The 22,664-nt window shown below is 52.1% G+C and carries 23 protein-coding genes and 1 tRNA gene; 11 read left to right on the top strand and 13 right to left on the bottom strand.

Features of this window, described 5'->3' with window-relative positions:
- The coding region (torS, locus tag FDW94_RS03215) for a TMAO reductase system sensor histidine kinase/response regulator TorS (protein ID WP_249358274.1) at positions 1–2,295 on the top strand (2,295 nt) is incomplete at its 5' end.
- Between the two features lie 37 nt (positions 2,296–2,332).
- Here the strand turns inward: torS and FDW94_RS03210 are convergent.
- Together FDW94_RS03210 and FDW94_RS03205 are read right to left on the bottom strand one after the other, a co-directional pair.
- Positions 2,333–2,409: transfer RNA gene (locus tag FDW94_RS03210), tRNA-Arg, on the bottom strand.
- A gap of 39 nt (positions 2,410–2,448) precedes the next feature.
- Positions 2,449–2,628 (bottom strand): hypothetical protein, encoded by a 180-nt coding sequence (locus FDW94_RS03205; RefSeq protein ID WP_003831122.1) that lies wholly within the window; start codon positions 2,626–2,628, stop codon positions 2,449–2,451.
- Between the two features lie 34 nt (positions 2,629–2,662).
- On the opposite strand from FDW94_RS03205, the gene fimW reads away from it, so the two are divergent.
- From fimW to fimZ, 3 genes are all read left to right on the top strand, one after another.
- Positions 2,663–3,256 carry a fimbria biosynthesis transcriptional regulator FimW gene (fimW, locus tag FDW94_RS03200; RefSeq protein ID WP_008784010.1) on the top strand — a complete coding sequence of 198 codons (594 nt, stop codon included), beginning with the start codon at positions 2,663–2,665 and terminating at the stop codon, positions 3,254–3,256.
- Positions 3,257–3,642: 386 nt separating this feature from the next.
- Positions 3,643–4,365: a fimbriae Y protein gene (locus FDW94_RS03195; RefSeq protein WP_128612050.1), complete on the top strand. Its 723-nt coding sequence runs from the start codon at positions 3,643–3,645 to the stop codon at positions 4,363–4,365.
- 586 nt (positions 4,366–4,951) lie between these two features.
- Positions 4,952–5,584, top strand: a complete 633-nt coding sequence (gene fimZ, locus FDW94_RS03190; RefSeq protein WP_003831119.1) for a fimbria biosynthesis transcriptional regulator FimZ — start codon at positions 4,952–4,954, stop codon at positions 5,582–5,584.
- Positions 5,585–5,633: 49 nt separating this feature from the next.
- On the opposite strand, the gene sfmF is transcribed toward fimZ, so the two are convergent.
- The 6 genes from sfmF to fimA form a co-directional block, all read right to left on the bottom strand.
- Positions 5,634–6,128 (bottom strand): fimbria assembly protein, encoded by a 495-nt coding sequence (sfmF, locus tag FDW94_RS03185; RefSeq protein WP_249358288.1) that lies wholly within the window; start codon positions 6,126–6,128, stop codon positions 5,634–5,636.
- A gap of 34 nt (positions 6,129–6,162) precedes the next feature.
- On the bottom strand, positions 6,163–7,125 hold the full coding sequence (fimH, locus tag FDW94_RS03180) for a type 1 fimbria D-mannose specific adhesin FimH (protein ID WP_231504632.1): 963 nt from the start codon (positions 7,123–7,125) through the stop codon (positions 6,163–6,165).
- 49 nt (positions 7,126–7,174) lie between these two features.
- Positions 7,175–9,796 carry a fimbrial biogenesis usher protein gene (locus FDW94_RS03175; RefSeq protein WP_057067808.1) on the bottom strand — a complete coding sequence of 874 codons (2,622 nt, stop codon included), beginning with the start codon at positions 9,794–9,796 and terminating at the stop codon, positions 7,175–7,177.
- Between the two features lie 7 nt (positions 9,797–9,803).
- On the bottom strand, positions 9,804–10,496 hold the full coding sequence (gene fimC / locus FDW94_RS03170; protein WP_008784004.1) for a type 1 fimbria chaperone FimC: 693 nt from the start codon (positions 10,494–10,496) through the stop codon (positions 9,804–9,806).
- Positions 10,497–10,537: 41 nt separating this feature from the next.
- Positions 10,538–11,071, bottom strand: a complete 534-nt coding sequence (gene fimI, locus FDW94_RS03165) for a type 1 fimbrial protein subunit FimI (protein ID WP_048214759.1) — start codon at positions 11,069–11,071, stop codon at positions 10,538–10,540.
- A gap of 77 nt (positions 11,072–11,148) precedes the next feature.
- The gene (gene fimA, locus FDW94_RS03160) at positions 11,149–11,703 is read right to left on the bottom strand and encodes a type 1 fimbrial major subunit FimA (RefSeq protein WP_032934356.1); all 555 of its coding nucleotides are present in this window, start codon (positions 11,701–11,703) and stop codon (positions 11,149–11,151) included.
- A 575-nt stretch (positions 11,704–12,278) separates the two neighbouring features.
- Here fimA and folD point away from each other — a divergent pair.
- The 3 genes from folD (at position 12,279) to FDW94_RS03145 (ending at position 14,009) form a co-directional block, all read left to right on the top strand.
- Positions 12,279–13,145: a bifunctional methylenetetrahydrofolate dehydrogenase/methenyltetrahydrofolate cyclohydrolase FolD gene (folD, locus tag FDW94_RS03155; protein WP_003831112.1), complete on the top strand. Its 867-nt coding sequence runs from the start codon at positions 12,279–12,281 to the stop codon at positions 13,143–13,145.
- 1 nt (position 13,146) lies between these two features.
- Positions 13,147–13,359 carry a ribosome-associated protein YbcJ gene (gene ybcJ, locus FDW94_RS03150; RefSeq protein ID WP_003831111.1) on the top strand — a complete coding sequence of 71 codons (213 nt, stop codon included), beginning with the start codon at positions 13,147–13,149 and terminating at the stop codon, positions 13,357–13,359.
- A gap of 125 nt (positions 13,360–13,484) precedes the next feature.
- Complete coding sequence (locus FDW94_RS03145) at positions 13,485–14,009, top strand: metal-dependent hydrolase (RefSeq protein WP_003831110.1); 525 nt, start codon at positions 13,485–13,487, stop codon at positions 14,007–14,009.
- A 77-nt stretch (positions 14,010–14,086) separates the two neighbouring features.
- Here FDW94_RS03145 and cysS read toward each other — a convergent pair whose 3' ends face one another.
- Positions 14,087–15,472: a cysteine--tRNA ligase gene (gene cysS, locus FDW94_RS03140; RefSeq protein WP_003831109.1), complete on the bottom strand. Its 1,386-nt coding sequence runs from the start codon at positions 15,470–15,472 to the stop codon at positions 14,087–14,089.
- Between the two features lie 173 nt (positions 15,473–15,645).
- Here cysS and ppiB point away from each other — a divergent pair, with 173 nt between their 5' ends.
- The 4 genes from ppiB (at position 15,646) to purK (ending at position 18,677) form a co-directional block, all read left to right on the top strand.
- Positions 15,646–16,140 carry a peptidylprolyl isomerase B gene (gene ppiB, locus FDW94_RS03135; protein WP_003021875.1) on the top strand — a complete coding sequence of 165 codons (495 nt, stop codon included), beginning with the start codon at positions 15,646–15,648 and terminating at the stop codon, positions 16,138–16,140.
- Between the two features lie 2 nt (positions 16,141–16,142).
- On the top strand, positions 16,143–16,865 hold the full coding sequence (gene lpxH, locus FDW94_RS03130) for a UDP-2,3-diacylglucosamine diphosphatase (RefSeq protein WP_137377120.1): 723 nt from the start codon (positions 16,143–16,145) through the stop codon (positions 16,863–16,865).
- Positions 16,866–17,103: 238 nt separating this feature from the next.
- The gene (gene purE, locus FDW94_RS03125; RefSeq protein WP_003831107.1) at positions 17,104–17,613 is read left to right on the top strand and encodes a 5-(carboxyamino)imidazole ribonucleotide mutase; all 510 of its coding nucleotides are present in this window, start codon (positions 17,104–17,106) and stop codon (positions 17,611–17,613) included.
- Entirely contained in the window at positions 17,610–18,677 is a 1,068-nt protein-coding gene (gene purK / locus FDW94_RS03120) for a 5-(carboxyamino)imidazole ribonucleotide synthase (RefSeq protein WP_137377119.1), read from the top strand. Before purE ends, purK begins: the two co-directional genes overlap by 4 nt.
- 36 nt (positions 18,678–18,713) lie before the next feature.
- Here purK and FDW94_RS03115 read toward each other — a convergent pair whose 3' ends face one another.
- The 4 genes from FDW94_RS03115 to fdrA all read right to left on the bottom strand — a co-directional run.
- The gene (locus tag FDW94_RS03115) at positions 18,714–19,607 is read right to left on the bottom strand and encodes a carbamate kinase (protein ID WP_137377118.1); all 894 of its coding nucleotides are present in this window, start codon (positions 19,605–19,607) and stop codon (positions 18,714–18,716) included.
- A gap of 3 nt (positions 19,608–19,610) precedes the next feature.
- Positions 19,611–20,420: a DUF2877 domain-containing protein gene (locus FDW94_RS03110; RefSeq protein ID WP_137377117.1), complete on the bottom strand. Its 810-nt coding sequence runs from the start codon at positions 20,418–20,420 to the stop codon at positions 19,611–19,613.
- A gap of 11 nt (positions 20,421–20,431) precedes the next feature.
- Positions 20,432–21,691: a DUF1116 domain-containing protein gene (locus FDW94_RS03105; RefSeq protein ID WP_137377116.1), complete on the bottom strand. Its 1,260-nt coding sequence runs from the start codon at positions 21,689–21,691 to the stop codon at positions 20,432–20,434.
- 9 nt (positions 21,692–21,700) lie between these two features.
- A partial coding sequence (fdrA, locus tag FDW94_RS23805; protein ID WP_249358269.1) for an acyl-CoA synthetase FdrA occupies positions 21,701–22,664 on the bottom strand: 964 nt, incomplete at its 5' end.

The following is a 22,664-nucleotide window of genomic DNA, read 5'->3' as shown; positions in this document are numbered from 1 at the left end:
CAGGCCAGTAATGCCGCCACGTCGGCGGGTGCGACACAGGCCAGCATTTACGATTTGATTGAGAGCCATCAGGGGCAGGCCGCTGAACACGCGCTGGACAGGCTCATCGATATCGATCTGGAATATTATAACCAGATGAATGAACTGCGCCTGAGTGCGCTACGCGTGCAGCAAATGGTGATGAATCTGGGGAATAACCAGGCGCAGAATAACCTGGCTGCGCTGGAAAACCAGTTGAATGCCGCCGTCAGAGTACTTCAGCGCCGACAAATACGTATTGAAGATCCCGTGGTGCGCACTCAGGTGGCCAACACCGTCAATACGATTAGCCGTTATGTTGAGCTGCTGTCCCTGTATCGCCAGGATAATGACATCACGACCCAATTGCAGATCTTATCGCAGAATAATATCGAGCAATTTACCCGTTTCAGTAGCGAAGTCAGCCAGTTGGTGGAAATCATCGGCCAGCGTAATCAAAGCGGACTGGCACATCTCAAACAGGCCAGCCAGCGCGGGCAACACTTGCTGCTGCTGTTAGGTGGCGTGTCATTATGTTTGCTGATTCTTATACTTTGGCGTGTGGTTTATCGCTCAGTCACTCGACCACTAGCACAGCAAACCCAGGCGTTACAGCGTCTGCTGGAGGGGGATATTGACTCCCCATTCCCGGAAACCGCAGGCGTTCGTGAACTGGATACCATCGGGCGGTTGATGGATGCCTTTCGCGGCAGCGTTCACGCCCTCAATAGCCATCGCGAACATCTGGCCGCACAGGTTAAAGCTCGCACCGCCGAGCTGCGTTCTATGGTATCTGAACACCGACAGGCCCGTGCAGAAGCTGAAAAAGCTAACCAGGCAAAATCGGCGTTTCTTGCCGCCATGAGCCATGAAATACGCACCCCGCTGTATGGTATCCTCGGCACTGCGCAGTTACTCTCAGACAATCCCTCCCTGGCACAGCATCGGGAAAATCTACGTGCAATCACCGACTCGGGCGAGTCTTTGCTGACCATCCTCAACGATATTCTGGACTATTCCGCCATCGAAGCCGGTGGAAAAAATGTGGCGATAGGCGATGAGCCTTTTGAACCCAAACCCTTGCTGGAAAGTACGCTTCAACTCATGAACAGCCGCGTTGCTGGTCGCCCGGTCGTGCTGGTTGCGGATTTTGCCGATGACGTTCCCGCTTCCCTGCGTGGCGATCCGCGCCGCATTCGGCAAATCATTACTAATTTATTAAACAACGCACTACGCTTTACCGATCGGGGACACATCATCCTGCGTAGCCGATGTGATGGCAAAAACTGGTACATCGAGGTTGAAGATACGGGATGTGGTATTGACCCTGCCCGCCAGCACGATATTTTTCAGCCGTTTGTTCAGGTAAGCAGTAAACGAGGTGGAACCGGACTCGGACTAACCATCAGCGCCAGTCTCGCTCAGGCAATGCAGGGAGAGCTGAGCGTCACCAGCACGCCCGGCGTCGGGAGTTGTTTCCAGCTGCGTCTGCCATTGCGGGCAACCACGATGCCCATCATGAAACCCGCACAACGCTCCATATCGTTACAGGGCTTACGCTTATTGCTTATCGAGGATAATCCTCTTACACAACGTATCAGTACTGAAATGCTCATCCTCAATGGCGCACAGGTTACTGCTGCCAGCAGCGCCGCTGAGGCGCTAAAAATATTGCAGGAAGATACTCGCTACGATGCTGCTCTGGTTGATTTCGATCTTCCTGATATCGACGGGATCACGCTGGCACAGCAGTTAGCCCACGACTATCCGGCACTTAGCCTGATCGGCTTTAGCGCGCACGTCATCGACGAAACGCTAAGCCAAAGAACCAGCACCCTGTTCCTTGGCATTATTCAAAAACCAGTCCCCCGGGATGAACTCAGTCGACTTATTACGCATTATCTGCACGGTAGTGCGACTCTCCCGCTTGCATCAGAAAATGACAACAAACGGTTAGATTTTCAGCAATTGGCTGGAGATATCCAGGTTATGGGGTGGCAAAAGGTGCACGAATGGTTAGCGCTCTTTAAGCAACACACTCTTCCTGTATTAGATGAGATTGACGCTGCCCGCGCAGCACATGACGACGAGCGGATAAAACGTCTGACGCATCAGCTAAAAAGCAGCTGCGCCAGCATGGGAATGCGCTCAGCCAGCACGATGTGTGCAGCACTTGAACAGCAGCCGTTGGGTGATTTTTCACTCAGAGAGGAGATCCAACAAAGTCTTTATGAGGTAGAACGTTGGCTGGAAGCAGAAAAACCGTCCCGCGCGTAACGATACGTTGAAGCTGAGCATAGGGACTGACTTTGAATGGTACGCCCTGTAGGATTCGAACCTACGACCTACGGCTTAGAAGGCCGTTGCTCTATCCAACTGAGCTAAGGGCGCATTGCGAAGTGATTACTTCATGCAGATGAAACGCGTGAATTATACGGTCAGCGCCTGCTGAGTCAATGCCTTTTGTTTCAGTTGCTGGCGAAGTGAACGAATGTTGATTTTTTCTGCTTGTTCAAGGGTATCCAGGAAATCGCCTGGTAACAACTCAGCCCACGAAACGCCAGATTTAGGGATACATGTATTTAGAATATTTATGATTTTGCTTAACATTCCCTTACCCCTCCAGCGGTTCAGGAACTCTTTAATGTTAAGTATCGCCATCAAGGAAGAAAACAGTCACTTCGAACATGGACTAAAAATTATCATCTCCCATTTGGCAAATCAGTGGCATCAGGAGATTTGCTTTTTGCCTGTCGAGGATATCGATCGCGCTGACATCGCGTTTATTTCCCTGGATGAAGATTGGCTCAGCGCCGATTGCTATCAGATTCCGGTCCATACCCGCCGCCAACACCGGGTTGTCATCTGCAACAGAAACGATAAAGATAAGCTGATGTTCCGGCCCTGCCTGTACATGTTGCCACTGATCTATCGGGAAGATGACGTTGAGGAAATGACTAAAAAATTAGTCCTCATCCTGCAAAAACGTGCGCTGCGCAACAACGTGCCCGCAACTATCTGCCATTACTGCACCACTCGCAACTTTTCTATCGAAGAACGTCAGTTCTTAATGTTTCTCGCCAGCGGCTATACCTTAGCCGAAACGGCCCACTTGCTCTCGGTAAGCGAAATTCAGGCCAAAGCCACCCGTCGCAGCATTATGAAAAAGCTGCATGTGAAAAACGATCAGCAATTCTTAAGATACATCCGGGCGCATCTGAACTTTCTACAAAATTAGGTGGCATCTCTCTGCCTGATTTTTTATTGAGAAAAATCTCATCACCAATTAAGTATCGGCACCTACTGTACCTATCTCCATGCTGCCAGAATAATCCTGGCTTACTATTTCCGGGGTAACAGAAAGACTCACCCGGTAATATTTTATCTAATCCCATAGAGAGGTTGAACTGGATAAAACGACTTTTTGGGCATTGAGTAAGACATCAGAAAACTTCCGGCAGATTATTCTGATGGGATACGCAATTGCCAGTCTGATGATTGCTGAAGCATTGAAACCCAACAGCACAAGGAAACTCGCCTTTACGCTGGAGAAAATTTGGGTCAGGGATGTTTATAGTCGGCAATTTATCCAGACCTGCCGCAACAGAAATGGAATGGAAAAGGATGCACAGCGCAAAACGCCGGGATCGACATCGCCGTATACGAAACACTAACTGTACCTGGCAATATCCTCACTACACATCACAGGTATTTGACCAACTTGAGTATCTGACGCAAAAACTCGAATACACATTACCGAGTGACACTATATCTCAGGCGATTATTACGACAGATTACTATCTGGCCTATGCGCTGGGTCGACATTTATTTTCAGGAGCACGTACCGCGATCTTCCAGACGATTGAATCGGCCAAAGTCAGCCTGCGAGAGTCGGTAATTAGTCAGTTAGTGGTTGATATGGAAGGTTTAACAATCTCTTATTTTGATGTTCTGGAGTATCTGCGCCAGCTAATTAAACCGCGGAATAACATCCAAATCTTCATATTGCTTTCCCGCCACGATGAAGACCTAATCCCTTTTATTTCTCTGTCCGGTCCATTTTATATCTTGTCACGTAGCCTGCGCCTCCCGGAGATGCGCCGCGCTTTATTGTCGCCAGTCCTTAACTATATTCACTCCAGGCACATAAACCAGCTCGATTGGGAGATGGTGGAATTACTTTTACAAGGTAACTCCTTAAAAGAGATTGCTTTGTTACAAGCTCGCCCCTACCACCGTATCATCTATCGCCTGAACCAGCTGATTGCGCGTCTGGGCTTAGCAAACCGGCAGCGTTTTTTGCACCTGATACATCGCCTCAGCGTTACCTCTGCTCATTTAATTTAACACCCTAACCCTATGTGCCATAAGATTTTTTAGGAAATTACTTATTTTTATATGAGATAAAAGATCTAAATTTCACAACTATTTAATATTTACAACTATTCCTGGTATTATGCTAACTTCCACCACCCCAGTAAACCATACTGATTCTGTGCATATCAGCACAAATAGCGTCATTCCCACCTTAACAAATCCTAAACAATTAGTTTATTGTATTGTTTTTACCATTTAAAAATTTTTTTCAGTCTGCCATAATTCAAACAGCAGTAAAATAATGCCAATAGTCATTAACACATCTGGATCTTTTAGAACATCCTAACTGACATTAACAACCTGAATGTTGTAAGCCTTTTCCGAAAGAACAGAGCAGGTATAATCCCCATAGTTTTCTGATTAATTGTTAGTTTTCCCAGTGTGAAATGGATTTTCCACAAATTCATTGTTCTGTAGAAGAGCAACCGAATAAACAAGGATGAAATAATATTTATTCGACTCTCCCTCAGAACAACCCTTGGCTATTTGACAATATTATAACGCCTGATGTTTTATAAAATTATCAAGATACGCATACAGTTTGAGGCATACAACAATGAAACCAGCATCCGTTATCATTATGGACGAACACCCTATTGTCAGAATGTCGATAGAAGTACTACTTGAAAAAAACAGTAATATCCAGGTTGTGTTGAAGACCGATGACAGCCGTACGGCAATAGAGCACCTGCGCACTTACCCTGTCGATCTTGTCATTCTGGATATTGAACTACCTGGTTCAGATGGATTTACATTACTCAAGAGAATAAAGTCTCTGCAGGAGAATACTCGGGTGCTGTTTCTCTCCTCCAAATCGGAGTCTTTTTATGCCGGGCGTGCTATCCGGGCCGGCGCAAATGGTTTCGTCAGTAAACGAAAGGATTTAAATGATATCTACAATGCGGTAAAAATGATTTTATCGGGATATTCTTTTTTCCCTTCAGACACCCTTAACTTCATTAACAATATAAATATGAAAAAAGGTGTATTGAATGACATGCCGCTCTCTAATCGCGAAGTTACGGTTTTGCGTTATCTGGCAAATGGGCTATCTAATAAGGAAATTGCTGAGCAGCTGTTACTCAGCAATAAAACGATTAGTGCTCACAAAGCTAACATCTACGCCAAACTCGGCTTGCACACTATCGTTGAGCTGATCGATTACGCAAAAATGCATGAATTAATGTAATAGCACTCCCGGCGAGACTTCGTTCGGGAGCGTTTTATCCGCGCATTGATTAGTTATAGTTAATCATAAATGTGGCATCGGCCCTGGCGAGGCCTGGCTGAACCCCGTCTGCTAACGCGATATAGTTGGCGAAAAAGGTCAGCGTGGCATTGCCGTTCTCATCAATCCCTACGGTTTGGCTGGCCTGCTCGAGCGGTAATCGCGTACGGTCACTGTCATGCAGTTCGATCGCCACCTTTTGCGCCATCACCGCGTCATCAAGCGCCAGCAACGTCGTACCGGAGGCCGGAGTACCAGAAAACGTTATTGACGCGGATCCCGGCGGGCAGCCTTCCAGCTTCAGCGTAAACGCGACTGGTTGGGTAGTATCCCCGCTGGTCTGTAACTGCTTTGTTGGCCAGGTGCCCAATTCAACCGACTTATTGCTGTCGCTGGCAATCACCGCACAGGTAAAGTCCACCACGTTTCCGCGCAGTTCAATATTGATTTCGCCCAGCGATGAGGCCGCATGGCACAACGAGCTGAATGTCAGTATGGGCAGCATCACCAGAAGCGCCCATGAAGTTGGCGTTTGCTTGTTAGTCATAATCTACTCGCAGATAGCCACGGGCAGTAAAAGGCCCTTCGGTAGGTTTATTCCCCGTCACGCTGACCGGCCATGTCCGAATACTCACGTTTGCCGCGGCGTTATCATCCAGTTGAAATGGGATCGTGCTGGACAGATTATTGGGCGTCAGCGGTCTACCGGTTTTGTCGGCGACAATGAACCCTAAGTCAGGATTGTCCGATACCATCATTTGCCCGGAGGCTTTCTCGGCCTCTACCCGCATGGTTAAGTAGGCCTGTGCAGCGACGTTGGTGCATTTTATCGCCACCGTTTTGGTCTGCGGATTAATGCCTTCGGGACGGTTTCCTGCCCCCGCCTTGCTGAACAACGATGCGCCAATATCGCCAAAATCAAACTCGACAATCTGCCCTGCGTTCACCTCACAGTTTTGTGGCACCTCCACCTTACCGCTGTAGCTGATGGTATAAACCGGCGTGCTTAGCGCATCTCCAGTACTGGTCGTGACATAGACTCTGAACATGGTCTGGCGCGGGATCGGCACCATGTTAATAAACGAGCGGATCACTTTGAGTTTAAACACCAGGTTTGAATCCTGTACGCCAAAAGGCTTCTGCTTCGAAACGTTCGAGTCAACGCCCATACGGATATAATTTCGCGGAGGATAAAACAACCCGGCATAGCTGTCGGTGATGCTCATGGCCCCCAGCAGGTAGTCATTGAGCTTCAGATACTGAAAACCACCCTCGGTACTTTGAACCGGAAGTTCAGTGACATAGCTTCGATAGGTGTAATTCACCGTTGTCCCAGCCGGACAGGTGGCATTAACGCCAACCCAGCCCGATTTTTCCGGTAACGTCACCACCTGCCCCGGCTGATTATTGCTGCTGTTAAAGACGTTCGACAGATCGTAAAAAACATCCGTTGGTGTGCCATTCGAGTTTTGGCAGACCGTCGCCCAGGACGAATGAGCCATCAGCAGTAAAGCGCTTCCCAGTAACAAACCTGTTTGTCGTTTCATCGTATTATTCCTGTCGCGCCGTTGGAGATTCGCACGTCACGTTCGTGAGCGTCACCGCCTGTTTCAGACTCTCCTCAGGCAAGGCATAGTGCGCCACGCAGCGAGCGTTAGCGCTTTCCCCCCATTGGATCAGCAATTCGCCTTTTAGCGGTAAGCCGCTCAGGTAGATTTGTCCGTCTTCGCCCACCATACTGGTCACGCCGCTGGTGTTTTCACGCACAACGGATCCAAATGGCACAGGTTTACCTGCATATTTCGCGGTTATCAGCGCCCGCACACCGATACGTGTATCAAACGCGGCTCGCACCAATGCTCCTTGCGTTGGCACGACGCTGCTAACGTTATTTTCCACATCGGTATTGTTGTTCATTGAATTGGTATCTAACGCGACCCGGTTATAGCGATAAACGGTGGCATACGGCATCACCGCGTATCCGCGCCAGTCGGTTTGCACGCCGGTCTGGTTTTCTATCCGCACACCCTGCGCGCCAGGTGCTTTAACCAGCACATTGGTGTCCCCCAGCGGCTGACTGAGCGTAATACCGTCCGCATGCCCCACCACGCCGCCGGAGAGCTGCCAGTTATAGTCATGTTGATCACGATCGTAGTTGTATCCCACGCCCAGCGTGCCATAAGCCGCCTGCCAGTTGGCGCTGGCGTTTCCGCTGTAACCGTTGGTGCTGCTGTGCCCCTGATTCACGCTATAGCTCAGGTTGCGTCCATCCAGTAACGTACCGCCGATCCCGCTCTGCCAGCTGTTTTGTCCGTTGCTGTTGCGGTTGGCATTAAAAGTGGCGTAGGTGCGATCGAGCGCGTTATCACGCGAGTAGCGCCGTCCGCTTAGCAGGCTGAACGGCACTGACATATTGAATGCCAGAATACGGTCGGTGTCGGAGATGCCTACCGATTCATTCCACGACCAGGAGAGTGAATAGCTTATTCCCTGCCAGCCGCTGGCATAGCCCACCTGATACCAGGTATTGGTGTCTGAGGTATTCCAGTACGTTTGCTGACTCCCCGAAACATACAGCGAGCCGTAGTCTCCCAGGTTCTGCGAAATGTTAATCTGGAAGCGGCCCTTTTTGCTGTAACTCAGGTTGTGGTAACTCTTCACATCGGGCACGTCGTGGCGATTGCCTTCGCTGTCGTATTCATACTCATACCCTTCCATGCTGCGATACGCGACGTCATCAAGGGTATAGAAGCCTCGCGTTGAGTAGCGATATCCCAACAGCTGGAAGTTTGTACCAAAGTTGTTCAGCGATTTTGCATACAGAAAACGCAAAGACTGCCCCTGATGCGTACTGTCATCCGCCAGTTGACTGCGCGCATGGGTTAAATCCACAGAAACCGCCCCCCAGTCCCCCAGGTTTCGGCCGGTGCCTAAAACTACCGCGGTGTAACGTGAGGCCAGCTGCGTACCGCCATAAGCGGTGTAGCCTTCTGGTAACCCGGCAATTAATGTTCCCTGGAAAAAGAACGGTGAAGATTGCTGGCTATTGCCGCTGCGAAAATCCCCGGCAACCACGTCGTATTTGAAACGCCCTTCTCGTTGTAACAAGGGAACCGTGGAGTACGGCACCGTATAGCGCTGCTGGCTGCCGTCCTTTTCGTCCACCGTCACCTCAAGGTCACCGCTGGATGACGTCGGGTTGAGATCGGTTATCGAAAAAGCGCCCGGTGAAACATAGCTTTGATAAATCACATAGCCATTCTGACGAATGGTCAGTTTCGCTGCGGTACGCGCAATGCCGCGAACGGTTGGCGCGTAGCCCTGTAAGCTGTCGGGATACATACTGTCTGAGGAATAGAGCCGCGCCCCGCGAAACCCGACGCTGTCAAAAACGTCGTTGCCGGTGTTGCTGTCGCCCATCACCAGTTCACCCTTCAGCGGGATAATCGCGCGCTGAAGCCATGTACCGATATTTTTCCAGCTTTGTGAGTGGTATCCGTCACCTTTGGAATAGCTCCATGCGCCGTTATTTCTCAAGCGCCAGGGGCCATAGTTCAGGCCACTGAGCATACTTAAGAAATAGCTGTCAGTGTCACTGCCGCGGCTGCCGGTAAAGCTGTAGTTGACCAGCGCAGCCGGGATCCCTTCATCCCACTCCTCCGGCGGAATATAGCCACGCGCGCTGTTTAACATTGACGCCTGCGGCAGGCTGACGTTTAAGCGCAGGGTAGAAAAATCAAATGCAATCTCACTGCCAGGAATCGCCTCAGGTAGATTGATGCAGGTATCGTTCGGATCCTTACTGAGTGCCGGAAATGCGGTGATATTGACGCCAAGGCGCTTCACCCAGTCGAGTCCAAAACACGGCATCAGCCCACCAGACTTCTCCCCGGCTTTTCCCGCGCTGGTCGTAAAACGAATATCCTGAGTGGCAACAAACTCATCGTTGCGCCAGATATCCACACGATAAACACCTTCAGGCTGATGATTGCCTTTTTCAAAACGTGATAAATCCGCCACGGTTGCCGTATCCGCAGATAAAAAGGCCGGATTAAAATAGCTTTCCCCATGGCTTAAAGAGGGAAAAAGCGCCGCCAGCGTGGACAACGCCACCCCCGCCAGCGGTGGCGTAACCCCCGGTAACAGGCCAGGAAAATACGTTGTCTTATTCATCGTTATCTCAACGCACGCTAACCGTTTGGGCCGGGGTCACGGCGCCATAATCATTGACCGTCTGGAACGTGACGTTGCCCTGAACGCCCGTTGGTAGCAGGACCTGCGCATCACTTTTCGGCGCGACCATCACGTTATCAACCTTCGTTTTCCCCACGTTGAGATTGACCAAGGTGACGTAATACGCTGACGGATTATTGATTTTCAGGTGGTTGCCGGTACGGGAGAATTTCAGCATCCCGGGCGCATCTTCCGGAATTTGCGGCAGATTATTCGGACGGACAAAAAGCTTGATGCGGGACAGAATCGCCAGTTGCAGAACGTTTTTACCCTCAAGGCTGTTTTTATTGACTGACGGAATGGCTTTCACATTCATCCAGAACAGCGATTCACGGTCTTTGGGCAGCGGAACACCTGCATAGATGATACGCAGCGTGTTTTCGCTTTTGGGTTCGCTGACGAACAGCGGAGGCGTAACCACAAACGATTTTTCTTTAACGCCTGCGCTATTCTCGATCCATGAATTGACCAGGTAACGTTCTTTGGTATCACTATTGCTAATAGACAGGGACGTTTGTTTGGCATCGGCTGGATAAATAACGCGGGTGGCACCTAATGCAATGCCTCCGGCAGCCTGAACACTGGCAGCAGAAAATAAGGCCAGTAAAAGGATAAAACCTGATTTTAGATAATTAAACATAGCTACAAATACCTTTGGTGTGATTATCGTTGGGAAATTAATCAGGGATAAACCAACGTAAACCACACGTCTGAACGAAGCGTTCCCGGCGTTATATTTTCCGAGACAGCCCGATAACGAGCAGTGAAATGAAACGTCATCTCTTGCGTTATAATCGGCGCATAATGAAGCGGCAGCGCATTCGGAATAATTTGCTGTTGGCGCTCATCAAATAACGCCAGACCGATCCCCGAAGCCGCAGACGCATCACCACTAGCAAGAAAAACCTGCGGATCTTCTGCTGGTGTCACACCTGCAAACGCAATCCCAACGTGGTCGTAAACATCGGAGCTGCATGACGTTAAGCGCAGTGAAAACGGCACGCTGGTCGAGGCAAAGCTTCCCGTCCCGGAGAAAGCATTGGTGCGATACTGCCCCATTTGCACCCGCAAATTTTGGCTGTCGGTAGCGACCGTACAGGCACCATTGACGAGCTGCCCCCGTAAGTGAAGGCGACCGCTTTCCAGTATTACCGTATGTGCAAACACAGGCAGTACGCACAGCATTCCCGCCAGCGCCACGCCTTTCCCTATCATCTGCCGCATCCTTCATCATCCCCGGAAATTGCCTCATCCAGTGAGGCGAACGTCATCCTTGCGCAAATCAGAACGGCTTATTCGTACTTCATGATGAACGTCGCGTCGGCATTTGCCTGACCCGGCGTAGCGCTGGTGGCAGTGGCTTTGTAACGCGCAGAGAAACGCAGGGTGTTGGTCCCTTCTACCAGCGCCTGAGCGGTAGAGAAGGTAGCTCCATCCGGCTTCAGCGCGGTGGACGTATTGTCCAGGATCTCAATCCCGACACCGCTGGCAGTGGTACCGTTATCTGCAGAAGTGACAGCCAGCAGGTTGTTGTTGGTAATATCGGATTGACCAGAGAAAGCCACGGCTGCGGTTGCGGCAACTTTCGGGTCACAGTCGTTCAGCACGATTGAGAACGGAATTTGCGCCGTTGTATCGCCAACTGCGGTAAAACTGGCGGTACGATACTGGCCTAAGGTGACAACCTGATCGGATGACTGAGTACTGACTGCACAGGCTGCATTGACCAGTTCACCTTCAAAATGCACAGTACCGCCGCTAACGCTTACCGGATCGGCTGCAACCGCTGCACCTGCAACTAACATCAGGCTGGCAATAACAGAAGAGGTCATTAATTTACGTTTCATGGATTTCCCTTGAATTACACACATCCGGCTCCGGCATCCTGCGGGATCCGTTTGAATCATTATCGACATTAAATGTCAGGCTAATTATCTCTGCATCCTGTAAAGATATATATCGCAAGAGAATTAGCTAACCTTTTACCCCAACTCTCCTGAGTATTTGATTCACTAATTAATCTTCGCGAATATGACTATTCGTCACAGGGTTAAATTAAACATTTCAATTAATGAAAAATACCTGCAAATCCTTTTATTGACCCTGGCCAATTCTTATTGGGACCTAAGAAAAATCTGGGTGAATATTACTTAAATGCTCCCATAAAGGTACGTAACAGACTGGTTTATGGCGCATTACCCCTGAAAACACCAGGGTGATGAATTGTTTCATTCACGTTAATTTTAATTCGCATGCTCATTAATTACCCGGGGGACTTCAGCCTCTGTGCTGCTCCCATTCTCTGACCATGACACCCGTTATCGCACGTAAAAACGCAAACGAAAACTGACAGCACGCCCCGCTTCTGACAAAATAGTGACATCCCCTTCGGTTTAACGTAACAGACGGAATTCTCTCTCTGATGGCAGCAAAGATTATTGACGGTAAAACGATTGCGCAGCAGGTGCGCTCTGAGGTTGCTCAAAAAGTTCAGGCGCGTTTAGCGGCTGGATTACGCGCCCCAGGCCTGGCTGTTGTGCTGGTAGGTAGCAACCCGGCTTCGCAGATTTATGTTGCGAGTAAACGCAAAGCCTGTGACGAAGTGGGGTTTGTCTCCCGCTCCTATGACCTGCCTGAAACCACCAGCGAGGCGGAGCTTCTTGAGCTGATCGATACGCTCAATGCAGATACCACCATCGACGGTATCCTGGTACAACTGCCTTTGCCGGCGGGTATCGACAACGTGAAAGTGCTGGAACGTATTGCGCCAGATAAAGACGTTGACGGTTTCCACCCGTATAACGTCGGTCGTCTGTGCCAGCGCGCGCCGCGCCTGCGCCCATGTACTCCGCGCGGTATTGTTACCCTGCTTGAGCGTTACAACATCGATACCTACGGTCTGAATGCCGTGGTCATTGGTGCCTCGAATATTGTCGGTCGCCCAATGAGTATGGAGCTACTGCTGGCTGGGTGCACCACCACCGTCACCCACCGATTCACCAAAGATCTGCGCCGCCACGTAGAAAATGCTGACCTGCTGATTGTTGCCGTCGGTAAACCGGGCTTTATTCCTGGTGAGTGGATCAAAGAAGGTGCGATTGTGATTGATGTCGGCATCAACCGTCTGGAGAATGGTAAGGTTGTTGGCGATGTGGTCTTTGACGATGCGGCCGCACGAGCGTCATATATCACGCCGGTCCCCGGCGGCGTAGGACCAATGACGGTCGCCACACTTATCGAAAACACGCTGCAGGCGTGTGTTGAATATCATGATGTAAAGGACGTTTAAGATGGCCACATTTTCACTGGGTAAACACCCACACGTTGAACTCTGCGATTTGCTGAAGCTGGAAGGCTGGAGCGAAAGTGGCGCCCAGGCAAAAATTGCTATTGGCGAAGGGTTAGTGAAGGTCGATGGCGTTGTTGAAACGCGTAAACGCTGCAAAATCGTTGCCGGACAGACCGTCAGCTTTGAAGGCCACAGCATTAACGTCGTGGCGTGACCCTAAGTGCCGGATGAGGTTAACACCGTATCCGGCCACTTCCCCCTCTCGTTTTCAGATAATGACTTCATCCCCACTTCACAGTGAACTGATAGCATGTTGTTTTTCCACACGAAGCGATCATCATGCCCACTATCGTTACCCACGCGGCCGTTCCGCTCTGTTTAGGGTTAGGTCTCGGACTTAAAGTCATCCCCCCACGATTACTGTTTGCTGGCGTCGTTCTGGCCATGCTGCCAGATGCCGACGTGTTGTCATTTAAGTTCGGCGTCGCCTATGGCAACGTGTTTGGTCACCGGGGATTTACCCACTCACTGCTGTTCGCCTTCGTGGTACCGCTGCTCTGCGTCTTGATTGGCCGACGATGGTTTAAGGCGGGATTGATTCGCTGCTGGCTATTCCTGACGGTTTCACTGCTGTCGCACAGTCTGCTGGATTCTGTCACCACCGGCGGCAAAGGCGTCGGCTGGCTGTGGCCGTGGTCGGATGAACGCTTCTTCGCGCCATGGCAGGTGATTAAAGTCGCCCCGTTTGCGCTATCACGCTATGCCACGCCGTACGGGCATCAGGTGATCATGTCGGAGTTGATGTGGGTATGGCTGCCGGGAATCGTAATGATGGGTGTGCTGTGGTGGTATCGGAAACATTAATCTGCCGGATACGACGCGATGCGTCTTATCCGGCCTACACGGCCCGGTAAGCGTAAGCGCCACCGGGCATTACAGAGTTACTTACGACGCCAGGTGGTACCCTGCGGGCCGTCTTCCAGCACGATGCCCATCTCGTTGAGACGGTCACGCGCGGCGTCAGCTGCCGCCCAGTCTTTCGCCTTACGGGCATCCAGACGCTGTTGGATTAACGCTTCAATTTCAGCAACTTCACCGTCATCCGCCTGCGCACCACTTTGCAGGAACGCTTCTGGATCCTGTTCCAGCAGGCCCAGTACGCTGGAAAGCTTACGCAGATGCGCAGCCATGCCGTTAGCCGCCGCCATATCTTCACCCTTCAGACGGTTAACCTCACGTGCCATATCAAACAGCACGGAGTAGGCTTCCGGGGTGTTGAAGTCATCGTCCATCGCTTCAATAAAGCGCGCTTCAAAGGCTTCGCCACCGGCTGGAGCAACGGATTTGTCGGTGCCACGCAGCGCGGTATACAGACGCTCCAGCGCAGAACGCGCCTGCTTGAGGTTCTCTTCGCTGTAGTTTAACTGGCTACGGTAATGACCGGACATCAGGAAGTAACGGATGGTTTCGGCATCGTAGTATTTCAGCACGTCACGAACGGTAAAGAAGTTGCCCAGCGATTTGGACATTTTCTCGCGGTCAACCATCACCATCCCTGAGTGCATCCAGTAATTAACGTACTCACCGTCATGCGCACAGGTGGACTGAGCGATTTCGTTTTCATGGTGCGGGAACATCAGGTCCGAACCGCCGCCGTGAATATCGAAATGGTTGCCCAGCTGTTTGCAGTTCATCGCCGAACATTCGATGTGCCAGCCCGGACGGCCCGCGCCCCACGGAGACGGCCAGCTCGGCTCGCCTTCTTTGGACATTTTCCACAGCACGAAGTCCATCGGGTTGCGTTTCACATCAACCACGTCAACGCGTGCGCCTGCCTGCAGCTGATCCAGATCCTGGCGCGACAGCTGGCCGTAGTTCGGGTCAGTCGGCACGTCGAACATCACGTCGCCGTTATCAGCAACGTAAGCGTGACCTTTGGCAATCAGTTGTTCAGTGATTTCGATAATTTCAGCGATATGGTGCGTAGCACGCGGCTCCAGATCCGGGCGCAGAATATTCAGCGCATCGAAATCGCTGTGCATTTCCGCGATCATTCTGTCGACCAACGCCACAAAGCTTTCGCCGTTTTCATTCGCGCGCTTGATGATTTTGTCATCGATATCGGTAATGTTGCGCACATACTTCAGCTTATAGCCGAGGAAGCGCAGATAACGCGCAACGACGTCGAAAGAAACGAAGGTACGTCCGTGGCCAATATGACAGAGATCGTAAACGGTAATACCACACACGTACATGCCGACTTCCCCGGCATGAATAGGTTTGAATTCCTCTTTTTGGCGCGTCAGTGTATTAAAGATTTTTAACATCGAAGATTCCGTGTAGACGTGTGTGGATAGTAAAGTCTGTATAATACCCATAATTTAGACCGGAAGCAGCACACTTTGCGAGGTGATCGCAGCTTGCGGTTATGCTATAACACACCCCTAACTCTGACCCTTGACGGGGTCGAAGCACCAATCTATCGGAACAGGATGCAAAAATGGTTACTTTCCACACTAATCACGGCGATATCGTAATCAAAACGTTTGATGATAAAGCGCCTGAAACAGTTAAAAACTTCCTGGACTACTGCCGCGAAGGTTTTTACAACAACACCATTTTCCACCGTGTTATTAACGGTTTCATGATCCAGGGCGGCGGTTTCGAGCCAGGCATGAAGCAAAAAGCCACGAAAGAAGCGATCAAAAACGAAGCGAACAACGGTCTGAAAAACACCCGTGGTACGCTGGCGATGGCGCGTACTCAGGCTCCGCACTCCGCAACCGCACAGTTCTTCATCAACGTTGCAGACAACGACTTCCTGAACTTCTCCGGCGAAAGCATGCAGGGTTGGGGTTACTGCGTGTTCGCTGAAGTTGTTGAAGGCATGGACGTGGTTGATAAAATCAAAGGCGTTTCCACTGGTCGCAGCGGTATGCATCAGGATGTGCCAAAAGAAGACGTTATCATCGAAAACGTGACCGTCAGCGAGTAATCGTGGCGACACTGTTTATTGCAGATCTTCACCTCTGCACAGAAGAACCGGCGATCACCGCCGGTTTTCTGCGTTTTTTAGCCGGTGATGCGCGAAAGGCCGATGCGCTATATATTCTTGGCGACCTGTTTGAAGCCTGGATTGGTGACGACGATCCTAATCCGCTGCATCGTGAAATGGCCGCGGCGATAAAATCACTGACTGATTCCGGCGTTCCCTGCTTTTTTATTCACGGCAATCGTGATTTTCTGCTCGGTAAACGTTTTGCCCGTGCGAGCGGCATGACCTTGCTTCCCGAAGAAAAAGTGCTCGACCTGTATGGCCGCAAGGTGCTGATCATGCATGGCGACACCTTATGCACCGACGACGCAGGCTATCAGGCATTTCGCGCCAAAGTGCATCAACCCTGGTTACAGAAGCTGTTCCTCGCTCTGCCGCTGTTCGTTCGCCAGCGAATCGCTGCGAAAATGCGTGCCAACAGCAAAGCAGCCAACACCACCAAATCGCTGGAAATCATGGACGTGAATCAGCAGGCCGTGATTAGCGAGATGGAAAAACATCAGGTTCAGTGGTTAATTCACGGCCATACCCACCGCCCTGCCGTCCACGAGCTTACGGCCAATGAGCAACCCGCTTTCCGCATGGTATTAGGCGCATGGCACACCGAAGGTTCGATGATCAAAGTCACCCCTGACGACGTTGAACTGATCGCCTTTCCGTTTTAATTCTGCAGATACCCAGTTCCTCTTTACACAAAACTATTCGAGTTGCATCGAGGCGGCAAATCTGTGAGTCCCCTGGAGCTTACAAAAGTAAGTGACTGGGGTGAGCAGATGCAGCCAACAAAGAGGCTGCTTGAAGAGTGAAGTGCAAAGCGCGCAATCGTTTTCCTTGGCGGTGAATTATGCTATTCTCTGTGGCCTCAAAAGTCGAGTGTAGTGCACCACAGGAGTTTTCAGACGCATGTCTTCCCGCAATAATCCGGCGCGTGTCGCCATCGTGATGGGGTCCAAAAGCGACTGGGCTACCATGCAGTTCGCCGCCGAAATCTTCGAAATCCTGGACGTTCCGCATCATGTTGAAGTCGTCTCCGCCCACCGCACCCCAGACAAACTGTTTAGCTTCGCCGAAAGCGCTGAAGAGAACGGTTATCAGGTGATTATTGCCGGGGCCGGTGGCGCAGCGCATTTGCCTGGCATGATTGCGGCGAAAACGCTGGTGCCTGTCCTCGGTGTTCCGGTGCAAAGCGCAGCGCTGAGCGGCGTAGATAGCCTCTACTCTATCGTTCAAATGCCGCGCGGTATTCCGGTCGGCACGCTGGCGATCGGCAAAGCGGGTGCGGCAAATGCGGCCCTGCTGGCAGCACAAATTCTGGCAACACACGACAAAGCATTACACCAGCGTCTGAACGACTGGCGCAAAGCGCAAACCGATGAGGTGCTGGAGAACCCGGACCCGCGAGGTGTCGCATGAAGCAGGTCTGCGTACTTGGCAACGGACAGCTAGGGCGCATGCTGCGCCAGGCCGGTGAGCCACTGGGCATAGCGGTCTGGCCCGTCGGGCTGGACGCTGAACCGGCTGCGGTCCCTTTTCAGCAAAGCGTGATCACCGCTGAGATTGAGCGCTGGCCGGAAACGGCACTCACCCGCGAACTGGCACGCCACCCGGCGTTTGTTAACCGCGACGTCTTCCCGATTATTGCCGACCGTCTGACGCAAAAGCAGCTTTTTGACAAGCTCGGTCTGGCGACCGCGCCGTGGCAGCTGCTGGCAGATAAAAGCGAATGGTCTGCGATATTCGACAAACTTGGCGAGCTGGCGATCGTGAAACGTCGCGTCGGCGGCTACGACGGACGTGGACAGTGGCGCTTGCGCGCAAATGAAACTGAGCAACTGCCGGACGACTGCTACGGCGAGTGCATCGTCGAGCGGGGAATCAACTTCTCCGGTGAAGTCTCACTGGTTGGCGCTCGTGCGCACGACGGCAGCACCGTTTTCTATCCGCTGACCCATAACCTCCATCAGGACGGCATTCTGCGCACCAGCGTGGTATTCCCGCAGGCTAACGCCAGACAGCAGGAACAGGCTGAAGCAATGCTCTCTGCCATCATGCAGGAGCTGGGCTATGTCGGCGTGATGGCGATGGAGTGTTTCATCACCACGGAAGGTCTGCTGATTAACGAACTGGCTCCGCGCGTGCACAACAGTGGCCACTGGACGCAAAACGGCGCCAGCATCAGCCAGTTTGAGTTGCATCTACGTGCCATTACCGACCTGCCGTTACCGACGCCGGTGGTGAACCACCCTTCGGTGATGGTAAACCTGATTGGTAGCGACCTGAACTACGACTGGCTCAAGCTGCCGCTGGTGCATCTGCACTGGTATGACAAAGAGGTGCGTGAAGGGCGTAAGGTGGGTCACCTGAACCTGAGCGACAGCGATACCGCGCGCCTTAGCGCAACGCTGGAAGCGCTTATCCCCCTGCTACCGCCGGAATATGCCAGCGGTATTATCTGGGCGCAGTCAAAGCTGAAATAAGAAAAAAGGGGGCGTACATATAAACGCCCCCTTTTTTTACAGACGGATACACGTTCCGGCTTTGCCCGCCAGCGTATCTTCAATGCGTGACAGCGCGCCAATCCATGCCGGTTTTCCACGTCGCTTCACATATCCACTTACGGCAGTAACCTTTGGGCCCATCGAACCATCAGCTTTAGCAAACGGCGCCAGCTCATCAGGAGAGGCCTGACGGATCGCGCGTTGCTCCGGCGTCCCCCAGTTTTCATAGACCGCATCGGCATCGGTCAGAATGACCAGACCATCGGCATCGATCTGTTCAGCCAGCAACGCCGCCGCCAGGTCCTTATCAATGACCGCTTCAGACCCTAATCCTTCGCCAGTGACGGGCACGCCGCCGCCCCCGCTACAAATCACCACATGCCCTTCTTTGAGTAAGAGCTTAATAGCATCGCTTTCTACGATCTGGCGAGGTTCTGGCGAAGCGACAACACGCCGTAGGTATTTGCCGTCACGCTTCATATGCCAGCCGTAATTCGCTTCCAGTTGCGTTTGTTCTTCGGGCGAATACACCGGGCCGATAAATTTTTCCGGCGACATAAACGCGGGATCATCCTCGGATACCACAATCCGCGTTAACACCGTGGTCACCGGCGGCATTTCCGGTTCTGCGGTCAGGCTCTGCGCCAACATATAACCGATCATGCCCTGCGTCTCGGCCACCAGCACATCTAATGGATAAGGCTCGACCTCCTTCCAGGCAAGGTTCTGTAACGACAGCAGGCCAACCTGCGGTCCGTTACCATGTACGATAGCCAGGCGATACGAACGCGCCAGACGCGCCAGGGCGGGTACGGCGCTGGCAATATTACGATATTGATTTTCTGCCGTTAGCGCCTCACCGCGCTGCAATAATGCGTTGCCACCAAGAGCAACAACCAGCGTTTTCATTCCCTATCCTTCTATGATTTGTTGTCCAAGCCAGAACCCCAACAAGGTGTCTGCGCCGGAGGTATGCCCAAGCGCCAGCAGCGAATTTATCGCCGCATCCAACCTTTCCTGGCGATGCAGAGCATGGGTAAAGTGGAGTAAAGGTGAAGCGAAGTACCCTAGTGCCGCATAGCGCAAATAGCTCACGCTAACCACGGTCGTCGCTTGTTCAAGGTTGCCGGAATAATCAAAGAAACGGTGACCGGAATCCTTATTCAACGCACCAAAATACCAGGCGGCCAACAGCATGCCAGTCAACGTGTCATCATGACTGGGCGTTAAACCAGGTCCCTTGCCCAACCACTGCCGCCAGTCTGTCGACAAACCGGCAAGCGCCGATAAGAAACAGTGGCGGAACTGACGCAGTTCGGGGCACAAAGGCAGGCTTGCCGCCAGCATTAACGGTCCAAATAATCCCGTTTCCTCGCCGCGCTCCATCCAGGCCGGTGCAAGGCGCGCGGCATGAGGGCGATAGGTTATTTGCAATGAACAGCAGCGCTGAGGTTGACGTAAAAGATACGGTCCCAACACAATCCCCTCGGGGACAGCCTGAGGGGATTCGCTACCACTTAACGACGTACGCAGCGCATCAAAGTCATGTGCACGGATCACCCATCCCCCCGGGCTAAAGCCGCTTCCCTGGCGGTGCAGCGTTAACAATGCGCCCCCTTCGGCTACAAGGTTAATCGAGCGTCGCCAGACACCAGACAATTGCCATGACTGGCGAAAATCCGCAGATTGCTGGCTGCCCATCAGAGGGTGGATTATCATCATGCGCGCCTCTGTTAGCTAATGCCCATGCTTTCAGCCAGCGCTTCCAGTGCCAGCTCAAAGCAAGCGAGCGGTGCACGGACCGTACCGGCACCAATCTGGCCAATACCGGCCTCTTTATGGGCAATACCAGTATTGATCAGCGGCGTAATCCCTGTTTCGACCACGCGACGGATATCAAGCCCCAGACAGGCCCCCTGGAAATCCCAGCCGGGGATTTGTAGCTGCATATTGCGCTCCAGATAGATTTCCGCCATCTCTTCGGAGACGGATTTTGCGGCTTCCATTCCTCCGGCACCGACAAAACGCGTTACGCCAGGCGCAGCAATCATCGCCGCACCGCCAATACCAAAGGTTTCAGTGATGGCGCTATCACCCATATCCGGGTTAGCCTGTTCCTGCGAAAAACCGGTAAAGAACAGTCCCTGCGGCGTGTTAACAGGCGCGGTAAACCAGCGATCGCCAAGTCCGCTCACTCGAATACCGAACATGTCGCCATTACGGGTCATTGCCGTCACAATACTGCCAGAACGCACCTGGGCTCCGGCGTCCATTGCCGCTTTGCAGTAAGCCATCGCCAGGTTAAGGAAGAACTGGTCGGTTACACTAAGGAAATCCATCACCTCAGCAATCTGCTGCTTATCATGTTCCAGACGGGCAATTTGCGGGGCCAGCGTACGCATCAACAGGGCTGAAGAAGCAATATTGCGCTGATGGAACTCATCGCCCATCGTAATGCCCTGTGCCATCATGGCGGTCAGGTCAATACCCTGCTCCAGAGTGCCCAGCGCTGCGCTTAAGACCGGCATCAGAACATCACGCATCCAACGTAAACGCTGCTGGACATCCTCACCGTACGCGCCGAAGCGCATCACTTTGCCGATGCCTTCATTGAGATTGCAGTAAGCCCTGTTCCCTTCGGTGATATTTTCCACCACCAGCATCGGCATGCTGGCAGAGGTGATTCCGCCCATTGGGCCCACGGCATTAACATGATGGCAAGGTACAAAATTGACTTTTCCCTGCTCCAGTAAAGCCAGCGCGCCTATTTCATCATTGGCCCATCCTTCAAACAGGCATGCACCAATGCAGGCACCTTTCATCGGGCCAGTCATTTCCTGCCAACGCATTGGAGGTCCTGCATGAAGCAGTGTTTTCCCTTCATTGAGTTCACTGATTAACGAGGAAGTTGGTTGCACATCCAGCCAGTGCGGACGCGCACGACGAATTTGTTCGATTACTGCAGCGTTGGCTTGCGCCACTGATGTAAACATTGGAACCCCTTATTGCAAACGTTCTAATAAACGAGCCAGTTTTTTATTACCGCCAGCGACAGGCGCCCACTGGTAATGCACCACAGGCTTTTCTGCCGCCTGTAAATCCAGTGCAAAACTGCGTAACCCGGAATTAATAACCGCCACTTTTTCCAGTAGCGCAGGTGCGGATTGATGAGATAACGGTTGAACTGGTCGAATCAGTTCAGCGGCAAGTAGTGTTGCCTCAGGCAGTGAATTCACCACGGCGATACCGGCATCTTCCAGCGTGGCAATTTGCAGTGAACGGCACTGCGGATCGCGCTCGGTGCCGGTGACCGTCGCAATGGCAAACAGCGGTTGCTCGCTAGCTCGCGCAGCACACGCTTTCTGCCAGGCCTGGGCCAGTGATGCAGCCGGGTCGGCTGTCGCACCGTAGCCAATCACAACATCCACCAGCAGCACCCTCACCTGCGGCTGCGAACCCAGATCTGTAATAAGCTGATTACGTAATGCGGGATCGATCATCGGATGCGGACGCCCGACAGTGTAAAAATCATCACCCAGATCGATAATCTGATGCCCGGCGGCATCCAGCATCATCCCGTGGTGGTGTTCCGCATCCGTCGGGACATTCAGGTGACCGGCTAGCAGCCCCGCCGCTTCAGCAGCCAGCGTACCTCCGGTATACAATCCCCTAATGACGCCATCTCCTGTAGTGAAAAACGCACTGCGTCGCGCCGTGACTCGCGCCAATAAACAAGCGAGACGGGCTGCATCATCCAGTGTTGCTGCAAACCAGACGTTCTCGTCTCTGGCAACCGCAGAGGTATAACCTAAAAACAGCGCTACAACAGGTTTTCCCGTAGCTTTCATCGCAGTAACAATACGCTGACGAACAGCTTCTGCCGGTGGTTTTGACACAAAAGCCAGCACCTGACTTTTGTCGTCTGCCCCAAGCATCTCCAGTGCGGTAAGTGCACTAATCCCGCCC

This window comes from Citrobacter sp. wls757, from assembly GCF_005280935.1.
Taxonomy (GTDB): Bacteria; Pseudomonadota; Gammaproteobacteria; order Enterobacterales; family Enterobacteriaceae; genus Citrobacter; species Citrobacter portucalensis.
This window is presented reverse-complemented; position numbering and strand designations above follow the sequence as displayed.

Bases quoted from the DNA above. Each gene is read 5' to 3' on its own strand.
- FDW94_RS03205 (WP_003831122.1), bottom strand. From the start codon at position 2,628: ATGTTAAGCAAAATCATAAATATTCTAAATACATGTATCCCTAAATCT.
- fimW (WP_008784010.1), top strand. From the start codon at position 2,663: ATGTTAAGTATCGCCATCAAGGAAGAAAACAGTCACTTCGAACATGGA.
- FDW94_RS03195 (WP_128612050.1), top strand. From the start codon at position 3,643: ATGCACAGCGCAAAACGCCGGGATCGACATCGCCGTATACGAAACACT.
- fimZ (WP_003831119.1), top strand. From the start codon at position 4,952: ATGAAACCAGCATCCGTTATCATTATGGACGAACACCCTATTGTCAGA.
- sfmF (WP_249358288.1), bottom strand. From the start codon at position 6,128: ATGCTGCCCATACTGACATTCAGCTCGTTGTGCCATGCGGCCTCATCG.
- fimH (WP_231504632.1), bottom strand. From the start codon at position 7,125: ATGGCTCATTCGTCCTGGGCGACGGTCTGCCAAAACTCGAATGGCACA.
- FDW94_RS03175 (WP_057067808.1), bottom strand. From the start codon at position 9,796: ATGAATAAGACAACGTATTTTCCTGGCCTGTTACCGGGGGTTACGCCA.
- fimC (WP_008784004.1), bottom strand. From the start codon at position 10,496: ATGTTTAATTATCTAAAATCAGGTTTTATCCTTTTACTGGCCTTATTT.
- fimI (WP_048214759.1), bottom strand. From the start codon at position 11,071: ATGATAGGGAAAGGCGTGGCGCTGGCGGGAATGCTGTGCGTACTGCCT.
- fimA (WP_032934356.1), bottom strand. From the start codon at position 11,703: ATGAAACGTAAATTAATGACCTCTTCTGTTATTGCCAGCCTGATGTTA.
- folD (WP_003831112.1), top strand. From the start codon at position 12,279: ATGGCAGCAAAGATTATTGACGGTAAAACGATTGCGCAGCAGGTGCGC.
- ybcJ (WP_003831111.1), top strand. From the start codon at position 13,147: ATGGCCACATTTTCACTGGGTAAACACCCACACGTTGAACTCTGCGAT.
- FDW94_RS03145 (WP_003831110.1), top strand. From the start codon at position 13,485: ATGCCCACTATCGTTACCCACGCGGCCGTTCCGCTCTGTTTAGGGTTA.
- cysS (WP_003831109.1), bottom strand. From the start codon at position 15,472: ATGTTAAAAATCTTTAATACACTGACGCGCCAAAAAGAGGAATTCAAA.
- ppiB (WP_003021875.1), top strand. From the start codon at position 15,646: ATGGTTACTTTCCACACTAATCACGGCGATATCGTAATCAAAACGTTT.
- purE (WP_003831107.1), top strand. From the start codon at position 17,104: ATGTCTTCCCGCAATAATCCGGCGCGTGTCGCCATCGTGATGGGGTCC.
- purK (WP_137377119.1), top strand. From the start codon at position 17,610: ATGAAGCAGGTCTGCGTACTTGGCAACGGACAGCTAGGGCGCATGCTG.
- FDW94_RS03115 (WP_137377118.1), bottom strand. From the start codon at position 19,607: ATGAAAACGCTGGTTGTTGCTCTTGGTGGCAACGCATTATTGCAGCGC.
- FDW94_RS03110 (WP_137377117.1), bottom strand. From the start codon at position 20,420: ATGATGATAATCCACCCTCTGATGGGCAGCCAGCAATCTGCGGATTTT.
- FDW94_RS03105 (WP_137377116.1), bottom strand. From the start codon at position 21,691: ATGTTTACATCAGTGGCGCAAGCCAACGCTGCAGTAATCGAACAAATT.